The following is an 18,464-nucleotide window of genomic DNA, read 5'->3' as shown; positions in this document are numbered from 1 at the left end:
CAATATGCCTCGGGGCTCTTGGGAGCGGTGAGCCTCACCATGGAAGCGGACGGCCTGTCCGAATTGACGGGAAGCACATTTTTGGACGCCTCACGATCGACATATGACCGTCTTCTGAACCGGATTTCGACGCGTGCCGCGCAAGTCGGCGTGATCGGACTGGGCTATGTGGGGCTGCCGCTGGCGGTTGCGATCGCACGCGCCGGCTTCCCGGTTTCCGGCTTCGACATCGAACCCCAAAAGGTCGAGAGCCTGAACAACGGCCAATCCTACATCGAGGCGGTGACGTCGCCAGCCCTTGCCGGCCAGGTGGCGAGCGGACGGTTCCGCGCCACTGCGGATTTTGCCGAACTGGCCGTCTGCGATGTCATCATCATCTGCGTTCCGACACCACTGACGAAACACCGCGAGCCGGATCTCTCCTTTGTCAGGAACACGGCAGGCACCATCGCGAAGCATCTGCGTCTCGGCCAGCTGATCGTGCTGGAATCGACCACCTATCCCGGCACCACCGACGACGTGATCAAGCCCATCCTGGAAAAAACCGGCTTGCGGTCGAGGATAGATTTCTTCCTCGGCTTCTCGCCCGAACGCGAGGATCCCGGCAACCGCAGCTTTGAAGTCGCGACGATCCCCAAGGTCGTGGCAGGTGACGGCACTGAAGCGGCGATGCTCGTGCAGGCTTTCTACCATGGCGTGGTCAAGACCGTCGTTCCGGTTTCCACCACGGCAACCGCCGAGGCGGTCAAGCTGACGGAAAACATCTTCCGCTCGGTCAACATAGCCCTCGTCAACGAGTTGAAGGTCGTGCTCGGTGCGATGGGAATCGACATCTGGGAGGTGATCGAGGCGGCAAAGACCAAGCCGTTCGGCTATATGCCTTTCTATCCTGGCCCTGGACTTGGCGGGCACTGCGTTCCGATCGATCCTTTCTACCTGACGTGGAAGGCGCGCGAATACGAACTGCCGACCCGCTTCATCGAGCTGGCGGCAGAGATCAACACGGCCATGCCGCGTCATGTGGTCGATGAACTGGCGAAGGCGCTGGACCGGCGCTGCGGCAAGGCGCTCAGCCGCTCGCGCATTCTCATCATCGGGCTCGCCTATAAGAAGAATGTGCCCGACATCCGCGAAAGCCCCTCATTGCGGCTCATTGAACTCATCGAGGAATGGGGCGGCAAGGCGGAATTCCACGATCCGCATGTTACCGAAATCCCGACCACACGGGAGCATATGGCGATCAAGGGGCGTCGCTCGGTCGAATTGACCGAGGTGGCCCTGAAGGATTTCGACGCTGTCGTCGTTGCAACCGACCACGACGCGATCGACTATCAGGCGATCGCGGATCACGCTCTACTGATCGTCGACACACGCAATATTTTTGGCCGCCTCGGGCTAGCCCGAGAGACGGTGGTGAAGGCCTGACGGCGTCCGAGCCGGCGAATTTGTGGCGGATCAAGGAGATTTCGAGATAGCATGAGCACAGCGCAAGCAGAAATTTCTGCCATTCTCATGGATAAGGTTGCCGATTGGCTGACGCAATCGGCGTTGGCGGGCGACGATCTGGAAACATTGGTAAGGGGCTTTTGTGAACGGCTGGCTGCTGCCGGCCTGCCGCTGAAGCGGGTGCATTTGAGCTTTTCGATGCTTCATCCGCTTTATGACGCGCTCGGCTTCACCTGGCTCCGCGGCCAGGGCCTGGAAGTGGAAGGCTTCCGCAAGGAGAACGGCGTTCACTCCGACAGATTCCTGACCAGCCCATACTACCATCTGCTCAGCCACAAGCTCGACCATCTGCGGCGCCGGCTCGACCCGTCGGTGCCGTCGGAATTTCCTGTTTTCGATGACCTCAAGCTGATGGGCGTCACCGATTACATGGCTTTCGTCCATCCCTTCAGCGGCAACACCAGTCAGGGCATGATCGGGTCTTGGTCCACCGACAGTGCCGCAGGCTTCAGCGACAGCATGATTGCGGCGCTGCTGCGCATCCAGAACCATCTCGCTATCGCAACCAAGATGGCGGTGCTCACCAAGCTTGCCGACAACATGATGACCACTTATCTCGGCGGCGACGCCGGCAGGCGCGTGCTCGACGGCCAGATCAAGCGCGGCGAGGGTGATACAATCCGGGCGGCACTGGTCATGGGCGACATGCGCGGGTCGTCAAGACTTGCCGAAACCTCCGGCCGCGAAGTCTATATCGATACGCTGAACCAGTTTTTCGACGCCGCTGCTGCGCCTTTCAATCGTAAGGGCGGGCAGATCATGAGTTTCATAGGGGATGGCTTCATTGCAGTTTACCCTTGCGCAAGGCACCGTTCACAGTCCGAGATCGCCTGCCAGGCCGCTCTTGCAGCAGCGCACAAGGCCACCGCGCGCATGATGGATCTCAATCTGCGCAGAAAGCAGCAGGGATTGAGCGACATAAACTATGGTATCGGCCTGCATGTCGGCAATGTGATGTTCGGCAATGTCGGGCTTACCGACCGGCTCACATTCTCCGTCTTCGGCTCGGCTGTAAACGAGGTCCAGCGCCTCCAGACCCTAACCAAGAAATATCCGCACAGCGTTCTCGCCAGCAAAGACTTCGCCAGCTATTGCGGCGCCAACAACTGGCTGGCGCTCGGCATGGAGGAACTGGCGGGCATCAGGCAGAAGCTAACGGTGCTTTCACCCGATTTGTCGGGTGCTCTCTCGCTCGACGAAGACGGTGCGCTGGAGCCGATTTACGACCGAATATCGGACGCCGAGCAGGTCATGCTGCTTCATCGCAATGCCGCGCGGCCGTCCGCGGGCGACCCGAGGAAGCTCCAGTAACCGCCACGATCCGATCCGAACGCGTTTTGGTATGCAGTCCGATCGCCGGTTCCGGCAGGGAACTTGCGACTGTTCGAATCCAAGTTGCTCTAGGCTGGCAATGCGCTAGTCTCGCCTTCTGGAGCGGCCAGAGTGGGGGCTGGTGTGAGAATGAATTTGGGCGTTGATCTGCTGCGGATCGAGGATGTTGGCATCTCTTTTGCCATTATAGGGGGACCGTTGCATGCCGTCAGGCGTGCGAATCTTCGCGTCTTGCCCGGCAAGGTTACCGCGCTTGTGGGCGAGTCCGGTTCCGGAAAATCGGTTCTCAGCCAGGCAGTGATGGGCATTTTGCCGAACACAGCCCATGTTCGCGGCCGTATCCTGTTTTCCGATCCTGAAAAGCCCGGCACGACGCAGGATATCCTGCAGATGCCGCGTGACGGACCCGAAATCCGGGCGTTGAGAGGCAGCCGCATCGGCAAAATATTTCAGGAGCCGATGACATCACTGTCGCCGCTGCATACGATCGGCAATCAGGTCAGCGAATCCCTGCAGATTCATACGCCCACGGCTCGGGTGGAGCGCAAGGCGCGGACCGAGGAAATGCTCGGACTTGTCGGCTTTCCCAACCCCAAGCGCGCCTATGACATGTATCCCTTTGAACTTTCGGGAGGATTGCGTCAACGCGCCATGATCGCCATGGCGCTTATCTGCCGGCCCGCCCTGTTGATCGCCGACGAGCCGACAACGGCGTTGGACGTCACCATCCAGGCGCAAATCCTGCAATTGCTGCGCGAGCTTCAGACGAAGCTGAACATGGCGATGCTGCTGATCACGCACGACCTTGGCGTAGTCGCCAATGTCGCCGACGAGGTGGTGGTCATGTACCATGGCGAGATCATGGAAGCGGGACCTGTGGAGGCGATATTCCGCCGGCCGGGCCACCCTTACCTGAAGGGCCTGATGGCAGCCGTTCCGCATTTCGACCTGAAGCCCGGCGAAAGGCTAAAAGCGCTCCGCGAGGTGCCGGTGAATGTCGGGAACCTGCTCGGCAAGCAGACGGCGCCAGCATCGAAGGGGCCGGACGACCTCCTGCTGTCGGTCAGGGATATGACAAAGACCTTCACGATCCGCAAGTCCGGATGGTTCGGCGGAGGTCATCAAACCTCTGTTCGCGCCGTGGACGGCGTGAGCTTTGATATCAGGCGGGGCGAGTGCCTGGGTCTTGTCGGCGAAAGCGGCTCCGGCAAAACCACCGTCAGCAAGGTCCTCATGCGGGCTGTCACCCCTAGCGGCGGCTCTGTGATCTTCAACGGCCGCGATGGTCCGATCGACGTCTTGAAAGCCGAGGGAGACGCTCTGCGCATGCTGCGCGCGAAAATCCAGATGGTCTTCCAGGATCCGGTTTCGTCGCTTTCACCTCGCATGACGGTGGAGAACATTTTGAGCGAGCCGCTGGAAATCCATCAACGTGGCAATGCCGCGTCCCGACTCGCCACGGTCAAGAACCTGATGCAGGCAATCGGACTCGACCCGCGTTTCATAAAGCGTTATCCGCACAGTTTCTCCGGCGGACAGCGTCAGCGTATCGGCATCGCGCGCGCGTTGGCACTGGGGCCTGAACTCCTGATCTGCGACGAGCCAGTTTCGGCACTCGATGTCTCTGTCCAGGCGCAGATCCTGAATCTTCTGAAGGACCTGCAGAAGGAACTGGGCCTGACCTACCTGTTCATATCCCACAACCTGGCGGTGGTGGACTACATGGCCGACCGCATCGCGGTGATGTGCGGCGGGCGTATCGTCGAGCTAGCGCCGCGCGAAATTCTGCTTAGGAAACCGGTCCACCCCTACACGCGCTCACTGGTCGCCGCAGTCCCTTTCCCCGATCTCGACAGGCCGATGGATTTCAAGACTCTGAAGCTCAGCGGCGCTTCCGACACCAGCGCATGGGGACCGCAATTCCGTGACGAGGGCGACGAGGACATGCTGTCGCCGCTCGACCTTGGCGGCGGCCACCTCGTGCTGGCGCGACGTTCGGCCGATGTCAGCGAGCTACGCCATTGATCAGCCGGCGCACCGTCCTTGGACTCATGGCTTCGGCATTTCTGCCGGGCACGTTGCGCGCCGGCGACCTGGAGCCGGAATTTCTTCAGCCGCAGATGAAGGCCAGGGCGCTGCCGGCCCTGGCCGAACGCCTGCCCAAGCGTCCGCGCGCGTTGAATCTCGCTGCGATGGGCCGGCAGCCCGGCCAATATGGCGGCACGCTGCGCACGATCATCGGCAGCCAGAAAGATATCCGGATGATGACGATCTACGGGTATGCTCGCCTGGTCGGCTATGACGAAAAGCTTAACCTGCAAGCCGACATTCTCGAAAGTTTCGATGTAGCGGATGATCGTGTCTTCACTTTCAAGATACGAGAAGGACATAAATGGTCTGACGGTAGCCTGCTGACGTCGGAGGATTTTCGCTATTGCTGGGAAGATGTCTGGCTGAACGATGAGCTTTCGCAAGGCGGGCTCGCCCCGGCCCTGCTGGCGGATGGCAAGCCGCCACGCTTCGAGATCGTCGATCCGTTGACGGTCCGCTACAGTTGGGATGCGCCCAATCCCGACTTCCTGCCCAAGCTCGCCGCTGCTTCGCCCCTATCGCTTGTTCTGCCGGCCGCCTATCTCAAGCAGTTCCACAAGAAATACCAGGATCCATTCCGGCTCGCCGGCCTAATGAAGGAGAACCGGGCCAAGAAATGGACGCTCTTGCATATCCGCATGTCGCGGCAATATCGCCCGGAGAACCCGGAACTGCCGACGCTCGATCCCTGGCAGAACCGGACCAAGCCGCCGGCTGAGCAGTTCGTCTTCGAGCGGAACCCGTTCTTTCATCGAATAGACGAGAATGGCCGGCAACTGCCCTATGTCGACCGGATAGTCATGAACGTCAGCTCGTCGGCGATCATTTCCGCCAAGACCGGTGCGGGCGAGAGCGACCTGCAAGGCATGGGAATTGACTTCACCGATTACGCCTTCCTGAAGGATGCGGAGAAGCGCTACCCAGTGAAGATGCATCTCTGGAAACGCACACAAGGTTCGCGGCTGGCGCTGCTGCCCAATCTGAATTGTGCCGACCAGGTGTGGCGCGGCCTTTTTCGTGACGTGCGCGTGCGCCGCGCACTTTCGCTCGCTGTGGACAGGCGCGAGATCAATTTGGCCGTGTTCTACGGATTGGCGCAGGAAAGTGCCGATACGGTCCTGCCGGAGAGCCCGCTCTACCGGCCGGAATTCGCGAAAGCCTGGGTCGCCCATGATCCCGACCAGGCTAATGCCCTGCTCGACGAGGTCGGGCTTCAGGCGCGTGACGATGACGGCCTGCGGATACTTCCCGACGGACGCCCGGCGCAGCTCGTAGTGGAAACTGCCGGCGAAAGCACGCTGGAAACCGACGCGCTCGAGCTCATCACTGATCACTGGCGCAAGATCGGCATCGCTCTGTTCATCCGGACTTCGCAGCGCGACATCTTCCGCAGCCGCGCGCTTGGTGGCCAGATCATGATGTCGATGTGGTCGGGCATCGACAATGGCGTGCCGACCGCCGACATGAACCCCTACCAACTGGCCCCCACCGTCGACGACCAGCTGCAATGGCCGCTCTGGGGTGCTCACTACTTGTCCCGTGGCAAGGTCGGCGAAGCGCCCGATCTTCCGCCCGTGGTCGAGTTGATGGATTTACTCAAGCGCTGGAACGCATCGACTGAAGCCACGGAGCGCGCCGAGATCTGGAATTCAATGCTGTCGATCTATACCGATCAGGTGTTTTCGATCGGCACGGTGAACGGAACGCATCAGCCGGTTCTGGCATCCTCGCGGCTGCGCAATCTGCCCGACAAGGCGCTTTACGGCTACGACCCGACCGCCTATTTCGGTGTCTATATGCCGGATACATTCTGGCTTGGAGAGTCCTGAGCGTGCTTCGATATTTGGTCTGGCGCATCGCCGTGATGGTTCCAACGCTGCTGGTCATATCGGCACTGGTGTTCACGATCATCGAACTTCCCCCAGGCGACTATTTCGACAGCTATGTTGCCGAGCTTCGGGCTCAGGGCGAAGCGGTGGATTCCGATCGCATCGAGATGATGCGCAAGGAATATGGTTTCGATAAGCCACCGGTCATTCGCTACTTCTACTGGGTCGGCGGGATGCTGCACGGCGATTTCGGCTATTCCTTCGAATATGAGCTGCCGGTTCGCGACGTCGTGGGGGACCGAATGTGGCTGACGGTGCTGGTTTCCTTCGTCACGATCATCTTCACCTGGCTCATTGCCTTTCCGATCGGCATGTACTCCGCCACGCATCAATACAGCTGGGGCGACTACGGCCTGACTTTCTTCGGCCTTCTCGGCCTTGCGATTCCGAACTTCATGCTGGCGCTGATCCTGATGTATTTCGCCAACATCTGGTTCGGCACGTCCATCGGCCATCTCATGGACCAGCAATATCTCGGCGAGCCGATGAGCTGGGCCAAGGCGAAGTCGATCCTCGCCCATCTCTGGATTCCGGTCTTGATCATCGGCACCGGGGGCACGGCAAGCATGATCCGGCGGCTGCGCGCCAATCTGCTCGATGAATTGCATAAGCAATATGTCGTGACCGCGCGCGCCAAAGGCCTTCATCCCTTCAGGGCGCTGGTCAAATATCCGCTGCGCATGGCGCTCAATTTCTTCATTTCGGATATCGGCTCTATCCTGCCGGCCATCATCTCCGGTGCCGAAATCACGGCGATCGTGCTGTCTTTGGAAACGACCGGGCCGATGCTGATCAAGGCGCTGCAAAGCCAGGACATGTATCTCGCAGGGTCGTTCCTGATGTTCCTCGCCTTCCTGACGGTCATCGGCGTCCTGATTTCCGACCTAGCGCTGGCGCTACTTGATCCGCGAATTCGTTTGCAAGGCGGCAGCACCAAATGAACACGCAATCGCCGCTGCCCGCTCCGGGTGCCCCACTGCAACACTACGTTTCCATCGAGCCCTTTGACCTGCAGTCGGTCGAGGCGATGACGCCGGAGCAGGAGAAGGTCTTTCAGGCGTCGCAGCTGCGGCTGATGTGGTGGAAATTCCGCCGGCACCGGCTTGCCCTTGTATCCGGCATATTCCTGGCAACGCTTTATTTCGGGATACTGATCTGCGAGTTCCTGGCGCCCTACGATCTGCACACGCGCAACATGGACTACATCTATTCGCCGCCGCAGCGGGTGCACCTGTTCCACAACGGCCAGTTCGTCGGGCCGTTCGTCTATGGCCGCCAGATGACGCTGGATATGGACACGCTCAAGCGAAACTACATCGAGCAACAGGATGATGTTCAGCGGATCCGTTTCTTCTGCAAGGGCGACAAGTACCGGTTCTGGGGCCTGATCGAAGGTGACAGGCATTTTGTCTGCCCCGCCGAAAACGGCCAGCTCTTTCTGGCCGGCACTGACAGGCTGGGGCGCGATGTGCTCTCGCGCATCATCTATGGCGCACGCATTTCACTGACAATAGGCCTCGTCGGCATCAGTTTCAGCTTCCTGCTCGGCATTGTCATCGGCGGACTGGCCGGCTATCACGGCGGTATCTTCGATCTGATCGTTCAACGGATAATCGAAGTTCTGCAATCGATCCCCAGTATTCCGCTATGGCTGGCTCTGGCGGCGATCATGCCGATAACCTGGAGTCCGATCCTGATCTATTTCGGCATCACCGTCATCCTCGGGCTGCTCGACTGGACCGGACTGGCGCGGGCCGTGCGTTCGAAGCTTCTAGCCTTGCGCGAGGAGGATTACGTTCTGGCCGCGCAATTGATGGGCGCCAGAAGCAGCCGCATTATCCGCCGACACCTCATTCCCGGGTTTATGTCGCATCTGATCGCGACGGCAACGATCTCCATACCCGGCATGATCCTGGGCGAGACGGCGCTGAGCTTCCTCGGGCTCGGCCTGAGGGCGCCGATAACCAGCTGGGGCATCCTGCTCACCGAGGCGCGCAGCGTCAGCGTGATCGCGTTCTATCCATGGCTGCTTTTGCCGATGCTCCCCGTCGTTCTCGTCATCTTGGCGTTCAACTTCCTCGGCGACGGGTTGCGGGACGCCGCGGACCCCTACAAGTGACATCGCTATTCCGCCGCGCGCCGCGCCGCCGACTCCACCCGGTATGATCCTTGTCGGCAGCCTGTTCGCTTGTTGCAGTGTTCATCGTTCGCCTCTACACGCGGCAAGACTCGATCGGGGTTTAACACGTCGCCTCTGGTTTCAGCCGCGAAACGCTCTGGTCGGGGGCAGTTGATTTCGTGGACTTGTTCAGGAGATACAATCGCGCATGAGTCGCCTCGACAGTTTCATCCGGAGGATGACCGCACAGCGCGACATACTCGATCATGTCTGCGCCGAGGTGGCGAAGATAGAGGGCCCCGTGCTCGAGCTCGGCCTCGGTAATGGCCGGACGTTCCACCATCTGCGCGAGCGCCTGCCCGGACGCCGGATCATAGCGTTCGACCGCGCACTTGCCGCACACGCCAGCTCAATTCCCGAAGCTGAAAACCTCGTGCTCGGCGAAATACGCGAGACGGCGAGCAGGTTCATTGGCATCGACGCCGCCCTTGTTCATGCCGACATCGGCACCGGCTATGAAGATCGCGATGCAGTGATCTCTACCTGGCTTCCCGATCTGACCGCGCGCCTACTTCGCGTCGGCGGCATCGCGGTCAGCGGCACGCCGCTCGATCACCCGCAGTTGCAACGCCTCCCGCCGCCACCTTCGGTTCCCGCCGATCGTTATTTTATCTGTAGGCGAGTGTGAGGGGCCGGGACGAGCCAAATCTTCAGGGCCAAGCCTTCAGGGGATCGTGTATACTGCTATCTCCCGGTCAATGCCGCGCAGCGAGACCTCGTGGGGCACGGGCGTCAGCGCGTTCCTGTGTAAGAGATCGGCGGTGAGATTGTCGTCGACCACCGATCGAGTGGCGAAGATCGCCTGTGCGTTGGCAAGGTTCTGGACCCGCGAAGCAATGTTGACCGTCTGGCCGAAATAGTCCTGTCGCTCATTCATAGACACGGCGATGCAAGGGCCGGCATGGACTCCGATCTTGAGCAGCAGATCCTCGCGCCCGCTCTTGTCGTTGAGCGTACGCATGGCATCGCGCATCCTGAGGGCTGCAGCAATCGCACGATCGGGCGTCGCGAAGGTCGCCATCACCGCATCACCGATCGTCTTCACCACCGCGCCTGCCTCCGCCGTGACGATCTCGTGCAGAACCTGGAAATGCTCGCGCACGAGATCGAAGGCTGAAAGGTCGCCCACCCGCTCGTAAAGCTCGGTCGATCCGCGCAGGTCGGTGAACAGGAACGTCAGGCTGGTGATCTTCAGGCGCTGGTTGATGTCGAGTGTATCCGTGCGATAGAGATCGCGGAACGTCTGGTTGGTGAGCAGGCGCTTGGCGGTCAGGAAGGGCCGGCGTTTTCCCAGGAAATCATGCAATGCCTGGCCGGCGATGAAGACCGTCGGCAGCACGCGGGTGTCGGTCCGGTTTTCCAGCGAAATGCGCAACGGGCCGGGTTGCATCTCCAGCGTCTGGTTCTGAACATGGTCGCGGTCGAAGGCCAAAGAGAGGCTTCGGCGCTCCTTTGTTGGTTCGCCCTTCCCGTCGATGAACTGCGCCGAGTGGGTGACCGGCTCGAAGACGATGATGAATTCGGACGGAAGCTGTATGGGCAGAACCGCCTTTTCACCGGGCGCAAGCTCGATATCCTCCAGCGAGAACGCTTCCATCTTTTCCGCGAAATGCTCTTCCGGCAGATCGACGCCGGACGCCCAGTAGATCTGGCGGAAATATTCCGCCACCGGCAGTTCGTGTGGATTGTGGGCGGCAATCCTGCGCACGCGGGGACTGACGGTGAATGTCACCTCGACCATCTCGTCGAGGGTCGGTGAATAGCCCTCGGAGCACAGCGCGCAGGTGTATTCGTCCTTTTGCAGGGTTTTCAGCGTGGCGTTGGTGTCGAGCACGCCGCCACAGCCGGGGCACAGAACATTCCAGGAAATGTCGAAGATGCCCACCCGCGCGGCATGGAGAAAGGCGCCTATTGCGCGCTCCTCGTCGAGGCCATGCTTGCTGGCGAAGGCTGGCGCATTGATGCGGCAAAGTTCGCGGTCCTCGCCCTCCGCGATGGTTCGCTTGATCGCGTCGATCGCCTGTGGATCGACATCGGCCGATTGTCGCAGAAGTGAGAACAGATCCTGAGCTTCGTTCATCGTGCAGGCTCCGGAAAATGCACCCCGTGGCGTTTTGACCGGACCGGTCTTTGGTCCGAATGCTCCATCTTACTTCGAAACGAACCGTGCGGCCATTCGAATGGATAAGCCTGGTGACCGTTCACTTAGGCCGATTTTAACCGGCCGCAAGCAGCATTATGATGGTCCATGGAGCCTTCATCTTTGGGATTTTCTCCCATGCCGACATCCGACAATCCGCCATTTCCCGCGACCCTGCGCCTTTTCTCTGCGGTCGTCATCATCGTCCTGATCGTAGGCGCCGGCCTGTTTTTCGTGCCTGTTCTGGTCAAACCGGGCTGGCCTTGGGCCGTCACGCCGTTCAATGCGCGCTTTCTCGGCGGCTTCTACACCGCCGAAATGGTCGTGATGGCGGCGCTGCTGGTCTGGAATCGCTGGTCGCCCGGCAGGCTCGTGCTCGTCATGGCCTTCATCTTCACCTTCATCGTGTCGGTGGCTTCGTTCATCAATCTCGGCTATTTCAACTTCGAGCGCAAAGCGCCCTGGCTGTGGTTTTTGGTCTATCTTGCTTCGGTCGCGGTATCCGGGCTGTTCCTGTGGCGGGCCAGAGCCCGTCCTTCTGCGAAAGGCGTGACCTTAAATCCCGCATGGCGCGGCTACATGCCGGTGGAATCCGCGATCCTTGGGCTCTATGGCGTCGGCCTGTTGCTGTTTCCCCTGACATTCAGTGGCATCTGGCCATGGCCGATCGATGCCTTCCACGCTCAGGTCTACAGCGCAATCTTCCTCGCCGGTGCGGGCGGTATATATCTCGTCTGGAGAAGCGCGCCGCGCGAGGAACTGCTGGTGCTCGGGTTGGCACAGTTTCTGGTTGGCCTGCTTGCCATCCTCGGCGTCGTCATCACCGACGCTGCGGTGCACCGGATCGACTGGACGGCGATCGGGACATTGTGCTGGCTCACGCTTTTCGGCTGGATCGGCATCAGCGGCGTCTTCAAACTCTACGCCGCCTCCCGGTATTTCAGCTCGCAATCGGCATCATAGGTTGAGAGACGGCTGGATTTTCAGGTGGCGTCCGGTGCATCGTACCGGTCCGATTGCCTTCGCCGGGAACGCCATGACCAGCACGACGTCGCCACCCTCCGAGAAAAGCCAGCCGCTGCTCCGGTCCGTCCGGCCAAGCGATGCGGAGGCGCTTTGCGCTATTTTCAACATGCCGGGCTTCCGCCAGGGCACGCTCAGGATGCCTTTCGAGATGGTGGAGCAGGTGGCGCGGCGCATCGCCAAGTCCGGCCCGGAAACCACCTGGATCGTTGCCGAGCTGGACGGCAAGGTCGTCGGCCATGGCAGCCTGGTCGTGCAGGGTTCACCGCGCCGTTCGCACATCGGCGAGATCAATATCGGCCTTGACGATGCCTTTGTTGGCAAAGGTATCGGCTCTGCCATACTTGGCGCGCTGCTTGACGTGGCCGACAACTGGCGCGCCCTGAAGCGAGTCGAATTGACCGTCTATGCCGACAACGAACCGGCCCTCCGTCTCTACAAGAGCCACGGCTTTGAGATCGAAGGCCGGCATGTGAAGGCCGGCTTTACCGACGGGCAGTACCACGACCTCCTGAGCATGGCCCGGCTGCGGTTCTAAGATCCGCTGTTTGCCTTGGCTGTTTAGCCAATCTGACAATTTGTGCCGAGTCAGCGAACAGGGCTGCATCCAGCAAGTCTGGTCTCGCTTGGCGTTTACACCGCAAGCGGCTAGACGGGACCAATGACCGCCGTCTTTGATCCAACCCCTACCCCTCCGCTGGAAATTCTGGCTGTGCTGTCGCTGCTCTGCCCGGAGGTCGTGCGCGACATCGAGCAGAACTGGAATGCACCGGTTTCCGATTACGCCCGCCATCTGTGGCGGCCGGTGGCAAGGCCTGCATCGGGCCCGGCGATCGCTGCCCGCTCGATCCTGCGCGAAGTCCTGCATCAGCGCCTCGATAGGATCATGCGGCCTGAGGAGATCGGCAAAGCCCTCGACGAGTTCGAGCACAGACCGGTGATTCAGTCCGGCCTGCACTGCCTGCTTCTGATGGACCGGATCACCTTCGATGCCCTCCTGCTTGCCTGGCTCGGCGCGGTCGAAAACGGGCTGTCGGCCTTCGTCGGCTTCATGGGAACGACGATGACCATGGAGACAGTTGGCCGGGAGGGGCCGGGATGGCTCGATGTCGGCGACGACAAGGTCAACCTGTTCGGCATGGGGCGCCACAAACTGTGCCGCAAAAGCGCCTGCGTGGCCGGTCCCGTCTCCCTCAACAAGCGCGCGCTCGAAGCGGTGGGCGATGAAACGGATGCCAGCCGCTGGCTGGGCACACTGCTTGCCAGCCAGGACAAGGTGTTTGAAACCGCCGCCGATGCGCTGACTGCCCTGAACCACGATCTGGTCGCCAATTGGGATCGTGCCGGCATGGCCCTGCCGGTTTTCATCGATGATCGGGCCGCCGCGGCTGCCATGGCGCGGCATCTGGAATATGACGGCGGCCTTCTTTCCAGACTGCTCATTGAACCCGCAAGACGCCAGCGTCTCGAACGTGCCTGGCAAGAGGCCGCATCGAGCCCATTTGGCAGATTCCTGCCCAATGCCACGGACTATTTCTGGGGCATTCGCGAGGAGCGCGTGCGCAAACTCGTTCTCGAGAACGGGCACCTGATCGAGCCCGACAGGCCGCAAGGTCTTTCCATCCCGTTCGAGCGGCCGTATCTCAGGCAGGCGCTGCTGGACGGCGTGCTGCTGCCGAACTTGTTCCTGACGTTCCTCGTCCTTGCCATATTGCCGCGCGCGCGGGTCGTGGGGGGCCTGAGACAGATTGGCTATGTAGCGCTTTTCCACTCGATCCTTCTGGCCGCGCTAGACGAAAACGCGCCGGAAGAGCGCGATCTGGCTGCGGAGCTGCAGGTTCGGGAAAATGCCTGGGGCATGCGGGTCATCGATGAAAAGATCTCAGTCCGCGAGCAGCTTGCCGGCCTGCCGGAAGGAGCGCTCTTCCCGGACCTGCTCCGGCAATACCGATTGCGGACATTTGCCGAGACGACCGACGACCTAAAACTGGTTCGCGAAAACGCCAGATGGCGCAAGATCGGCCAGGCAGAGATCAAGCCGACCTGAGCCTAAGTCACAACCGCAAGCTGACAGCGAGCCAGCCGTTGCATCAAGAGGTCATGCGTAGCGCTCTGCCACCGGACCCACACGGATGGCTCGATGCCCATTTGCGCTGCCGCTTGCTCGTCGACGGCTATCGGTGCATCCTTGTGAATAGCCTGGCCGTGCAGTGCGGGCGAGATCACGCCGTCACGGCCACTAGTGAGGTCTTGTTCGATGGACTGCTCGGGCTGCGGTTTCGAGATTGAGGGCGGTTACGCCTTCTGTCCGAGGTGTGGCAGGCGCCAGCCCGTGCCATGCGCCAGTTGCGGCTACGCCTGCGCACCTGATTTCGAGTTCTGTCCGAAATGTGGGGCAAGCGTCGGTGCGCCCGCAAAAGCCGTCGAACGGCCTGCTCCGGCACCAAGCCGGACCATTGTGCCGCCTTCTCGAACTCCGTCGCTGCTTCCGAACATCGAAAGCGAAGAAGGGCTGCATCCCGTCTCCGACGCCGATCGCCGGACGGTAACGGTCCTGTTCGCCGACCTTTGCGGCTTCACGACACTCAGCGAGCAGCTCGACCCCGAGGTCATGCAAGCGCTGCAGAATAAACTGTTCAAGGAATTGACGGCGGCCGTGCGAAACTTTGGTGGTTTCGTCGACAAATTCATCGGCGATGCACTGCTCGCTTTGTTCGGTGCGCCGGTCGCGCATGAGGACGATCCGGAACGTGCGCTTCGCGCCGCTCTCGACATGATCGCCCGGACGGCGCGGCTCGGCGAAAGCACCCCCCACTCCGGCTCGCCTCTGTTACTCCACATCGGCATAAACACTGGTCCGGTCGTTACTGGCGGATTGGGCATCGGCACCGCCAGATCCTATTCGGTGACCGGCGACACAGTGAATACGGCGCAACGCCTGCAATCGCTGGCCGCACCGGGTGAGGTGCTGGTAGGCGAGCTCACTCACAGGCTGACCCGGCATGCCTTCTCTTACGAGTCACTGGGTGATGTCGTGTTTCGCGGCAAGGCTGGCAGCGTGCTCGTCCATCGACTGGACGCACCGCTAGCGGTGCCGCGCCCAGCGCGCGGGCTCGAGGCGCTCGGCCTCAGTGCGCCACTAATAGGTCGTGGTGCGGAGCTCAATAGAATGATGGCGAGCCTTGACCAGGCGTGCGGCGGCTCGGCCCAACTTGTCCGCCTCGTCGGAGAAGCCGGCATCGGGAAATCGCGGCTGGTGAAGGAGTTCGTCGCCCGCGTCGGCGACGAGGAGCGTTTTCGCAACGTCGTCGTGCGGCAGGCCACGTGCTCACCGCTGGGCGAACAATCTTTTGGCGCCTTGGGCGCCGTGGTGCGCAGCGCTGCCGGGATGATGCAAAACGACAATGGGGACGAAATGCGGGGGAAGCTCGCAGGCTTGCTTGCCGATCTCGGCCTGCAGGGCGAGGAGGCGAAGCGGCTGATGCCTTTGCTCTATCATGTGCTCGGCCTTGGCGACCCCGATGCCACCTTGCAGCATGTCGAGCCTGAGCAGTTGCGGCGGCAAATTCTCTACGCAGTCCGCACAATCATCGAACGGCGGCTTGCGTTGTCGCCGCTGTTGATCGTCGTCGAAGACCTGCACTGGGCCGACGCCGTGTCGCTCGAGGCACTACGTTTCGTGATGGACAGGTTAGAACGCACGCGGTTGATGTTGCTGGTCACGCATCGTCCGGCGCCGGACAACGACCAGCTCGACTCAAGTCGGGTCAGTCACACAGCGCTCAGGCTTCCGCCGCTCAATGGTGATGACGGACGCAGGCTGCTCGCGGCGCTTTTCGGCGAGAGCTGGGTAAACTCCGCAGGAGGGCTTCTCGATCAGATCCTCGAGCGCGCGGGCGGCAACCCCCTTTTTGTAGAGGAGATTGTTCGCGGCCTTATCGATCGCGGTGTACTGATGCGAGAGGGCCAGCGATGGCGGACTGTGGCCGGCGAAGTCGCAACCGGCATCCCCGCCACTATCCAGGCGATGTTGCTTGCCCGCGTCGACCGGCTGCCCCCAGAGGTGCGCCGGTTGGCTCAGGAGGCCGCGGTAATTGGCCCGCGTTTCGATGCCACACTTCTGAAATCCGTGACGGCCGACCCCGGCCGGCTTGAAGCCGGCTGCGAACTGCTTTGCGATGCGGAAATCATCGAGGAAGTTGCCGGATCAGGCTCGGTCTTGTCGCAAAGCTACCGCTTTACGCAAACATTGCTGCAGGACGTGATCTACCAGAATCTGCTCCTGCAACGCCGGACCGACATCCACGGGCGGGTCGGTGCTGCCTTGGAGCAACTGTGCGGCGACCAGCCGGAACGGCTCGAGGATTTGACCGTGCTCGGTCATCATTTCGCACAGAGCGCCGAGCGGGAGAAGGGCGCGCATTACCTGCGGGCGGCAGGCGATCGCGCTCGCATGATATACGCCAACGACGACGCCCTTCGTTTCTACGAGCGAGCACTGACAGCATTGGACGCGATCGGGCAAACACCGCTCAAACTGGCAATTGCAGAGCGCATTGCCGATTTGAGCGGCCCGGCAGGCCGCCGCGAGATCGCGCACCACCACTACGAGACCGTGTTGCAGGCATATCGCGAAGCGGCCAATCACGTCGCCTCGGCGCGAGTTTTGCGTAAGATCGGTCGGCTGCTCTGGGACGTCGGCAAGCGGGACAAGGCAGAACCCTGCTATGCTGAGGCGGCAGCGCTCCTCGATGGGGCGGATGCCCCGATCGAGCAGGCGCATCTGTGGCAAGAACGTGGCCGACAGGCGTTCCGTAGCGGAGATCACGCTCTCGCGGCAAAATGGGCAGACGCGGCGCTGGATTGCGTACGCAATCTGACAACGGAGCATGTCTCCGAGGTTGGGTGTGATGCCACTCTTGTGACCGCCGAGGCACTCAATACCAAGGCTGTCGCGCTGGCTCGCCTCGGGCGAAACCGTGAGGCCGTGCGTCAGGTTGAGCGTAGCATTGAATTGGCCGAAGCCGCCGGTCTGCTGGGCGCGGCCTGCCGCGGCTACACCAATCTCGGCGTGCTATACACGACCATCGATCCGGCACAGGCGATGGAGGTCTGTCGGCGCGGTCTTGAAGTGGCGCGCCGTATTGGTGATTTGGGTTTCCAGGCGCGCCTCCTCGCCAATCTGGCGGTCGCTTGTTGTACTTTCACGGATCGCTGTCCAACGGAGGGCATACCTGCTGCCGAGAAGGCCATCGAGATCGACAGGGCGCTCGACCAGCGCGAGCACCTGCCGGTGCCGTTGATCGTGCTTGGGCAGATCCACCAGTGCAACGGCCGTCCGGACCTGGCCGTTGGTTTGTTCCACGAAGCACTGGACGTAGCCCGCGAAACGGGCGAACCCCAACTGCTGTTTCCGTGCTATGATGGTCTTGCAACGCTTAATCTCGACCTCGACAACCTGGCCGAGGCCGAACGCTACTTTTCCCTGGCGCAGGGTATTTGCGCCCAGCACGGGCTCGACCCGGAAGCGCTCGTGGTGCTGCCTTTTCTCGACTAGCCGGGGTTGGAGGTTGGAAATGTCCGCGCGTAGTGACTTGGTGCCGCTTCAACCGGGCGACCGTGCGCCGAACGTGGTACTCGACGCCATTACCCAGGAAGGCAAGATCGCGCTTGACGACTTTCGCGGACAAAAACCGGTGCTGGTCGGCCTGTTTCGAGGTCTGCATTGTGCGTTTTGCCGGCGCCATATCGCCGCCCAGGCGCGGCTTGATCCGGAGCTGCGCGAAAAGGGCGTGGAGAGCCTGACGGTGGTCAACACGCCGATCGAACGGGCGCGTCTCTATTTCCGCTACCATCCGATGCCGAATCTGCTTGCGGCCTCCGACCCTGAACGCGCTTCACATCGTGCTTTTGGACTGCCCAATCTCGAATTCACCCAAAACGAGACGAACTGGCCGTACAAGGTCTCGATGGCAGCGGCAAAGGATATGCGGGTCGACATACCAGGCGAGTTGCCCGGTCCTATGGATCCTCTTGAGGCCAGCGAAATCCTCAACAAGAAGGACCATTACGAACTGACCGAAGCCGACGAGCAGATGATAGCAACGGGACACGGACAATTGATCGGTCAGTTCCTGCTGGACCGGCAAGGGATCGTCCGCTGGAGCTTCACGGAGGTTCCAGAGGGCGGGCGATACATGTTTGGGGCGCCAAGCCCGCAGGAGCTGATGTCAGCCGTGTCCCAAGTCGCCCAATAGACTTGCGAACGAGGTAAGCGGAGCGGGACGCTGAACAAAACGCGGAA

The 18,464-nt window shown here is 61.1% G+C and carries 13 protein-coding genes; 12 read left to right on the top strand and 1 reads right to left on the bottom strand.

The features are described from left to right. Positions 1–81: 81 nt before the first annotated feature. The 7 genes from NKJ17_RS12245 (at position 82) to NKJ17_RS12215 (ending at position 9,625) form a co-directional block, all read left to right on the top strand. Complete coding sequence (locus tag NKJ17_RS12245) at positions 82–1,425, top strand: nucleotide sugar dehydrogenase (protein ID WP_352506846.1); 1,344 nt, start codon at positions 82–84, stop codon at positions 1,423–1,425. A gap of 51 nt (positions 1,426–1,476) precedes the next feature. Next, on the top strand, positions 1,477–2,817 hold the full coding sequence (locus NKJ17_RS12240) for an adenylate/guanylate cyclase domain-containing protein (RefSeq protein WP_352506847.1): 1,341 nt from the start codon (positions 1,477–1,479) through the stop codon (positions 2,815–2,817). A 150-nt stretch (positions 2,818–2,967) separates the two neighbouring features. Then, entirely contained in the window at positions 2,968–4,863 is a 1,896-nt protein-coding gene (locus NKJ17_RS12235; protein ID WP_352475783.1) for an ABC transporter ATP-binding protein, read from the top strand. After that, positions 4,860–6,758, top strand: coding sequence for an ABC transporter substrate-binding protein (locus NKJ17_RS12230; RefSeq protein WP_352506848.1), 1,899 nt, complete (start codon positions 4,860–4,862; stop codon positions 6,756–6,758). The genes NKJ17_RS12235 and NKJ17_RS12230 overlap by 4 nt, the downstream gene beginning before the upstream one ends. A gap of 2 nt (positions 6,759–6,760) precedes the next feature. Next, a complete protein-coding gene (locus NKJ17_RS12225) occupies positions 6,761–7,759 on the top strand; it encodes an ABC transporter permease (RefSeq protein ID WP_254818875.1) in 999 nt (332 codons plus the stop codon). Next, positions 7,756–8,937, top strand: a complete 1,182-nt coding sequence (locus NKJ17_RS12220; protein WP_254818876.1) for an ABC transporter permease — start codon at positions 7,756–7,758, stop codon at positions 8,935–8,937. Before NKJ17_RS12225 ends, NKJ17_RS12220 begins: the two co-directional genes overlap by 4 nt. Positions 8,938–9,145: 208 nt before the next feature. Then, positions 9,146–9,625 (top strand): class I SAM-dependent methyltransferase, encoded by a 480-nt coding sequence (locus NKJ17_RS12215; RefSeq protein WP_352506849.1) that lies wholly within the window; start codon positions 9,146–9,148, stop codon positions 9,623–9,625. A gap of 36 nt (positions 9,626–9,661) precedes the next feature. On the opposite strand, the gene NKJ17_RS12210 is transcribed toward NKJ17_RS12215, so the two are convergent. Next, positions 9,662–11,077, bottom strand: a complete 1,416-nt coding sequence (locus tag NKJ17_RS12210; protein WP_352506850.1) for an adenylate/guanylate cyclase domain-containing protein — start codon at positions 11,075–11,077, stop codon at positions 9,662–9,664. A gap of 198 nt (positions 11,078–11,275) precedes the next feature. Between NKJ17_RS12210 and NKJ17_RS12205 the strand changes: the two genes are divergently transcribed. The 5 genes from NKJ17_RS12205 to NKJ17_RS12185 all read left to right on the top strand — a co-directional run bounded on the left by NKJ17_RS12205 (position 11,276) and on the right by NKJ17_RS12185 (position 18,417). Next, positions 11,276–12,100 (top strand): hypothetical protein, encoded by an 825-nt coding sequence (locus NKJ17_RS12205; protein WP_352506851.1) that lies wholly within the window; start codon positions 11,276–11,278, stop codon positions 12,098–12,100. Between the two features lie 73 nt (positions 12,101–12,173). After that, entirely contained in the window at positions 12,174–12,698 is a 525-nt protein-coding gene (locus tag NKJ17_RS12200; protein ID WP_302895874.1) for a GNAT family N-acetyltransferase, read from the top strand. Between the two features lie 123 nt (positions 12,699–12,821). Then, entirely contained in the window at positions 12,822–14,207 is a 1,386-nt protein-coding gene (locus NKJ17_RS12195; protein WP_352506852.1) for a hypothetical protein, read from the top strand. 210 nt (positions 14,208–14,417) lie between these two features. Beyond that, the gene (locus NKJ17_RS12190) at positions 14,418–17,717 is read left to right on the top strand and encodes an ATP-binding protein (protein ID WP_352506853.1); all 3,300 of its coding nucleotides are present in this window, start codon (positions 14,418–14,420) and stop codon (positions 17,715–17,717) included. A gap of 19 nt (positions 17,718–17,736) precedes the next feature. Beyond that, positions 17,737–18,417: a redoxin domain-containing protein gene (locus tag NKJ17_RS12185; RefSeq protein WP_254818884.1), complete on the top strand. Its 681-nt coding sequence runs from the start codon at positions 17,737–17,739 to the stop codon at positions 18,415–18,417. Positions 18,418–18,464 lie beyond the last annotated feature (47 nt).

This window comes from Mesorhizobium sp. M0208 (assembly GCF_040322015.1).
In the GTDB taxonomy this organism is placed as follows: Bacteria; Pseudomonadota; Alphaproteobacteria; order Rhizobiales; family Rhizobiaceae; genus Mesorhizobium.
Note: the sequence above shows the minus strand (reverse complement) of the source record. Positions and strands in the feature narration are given on the sequence as shown.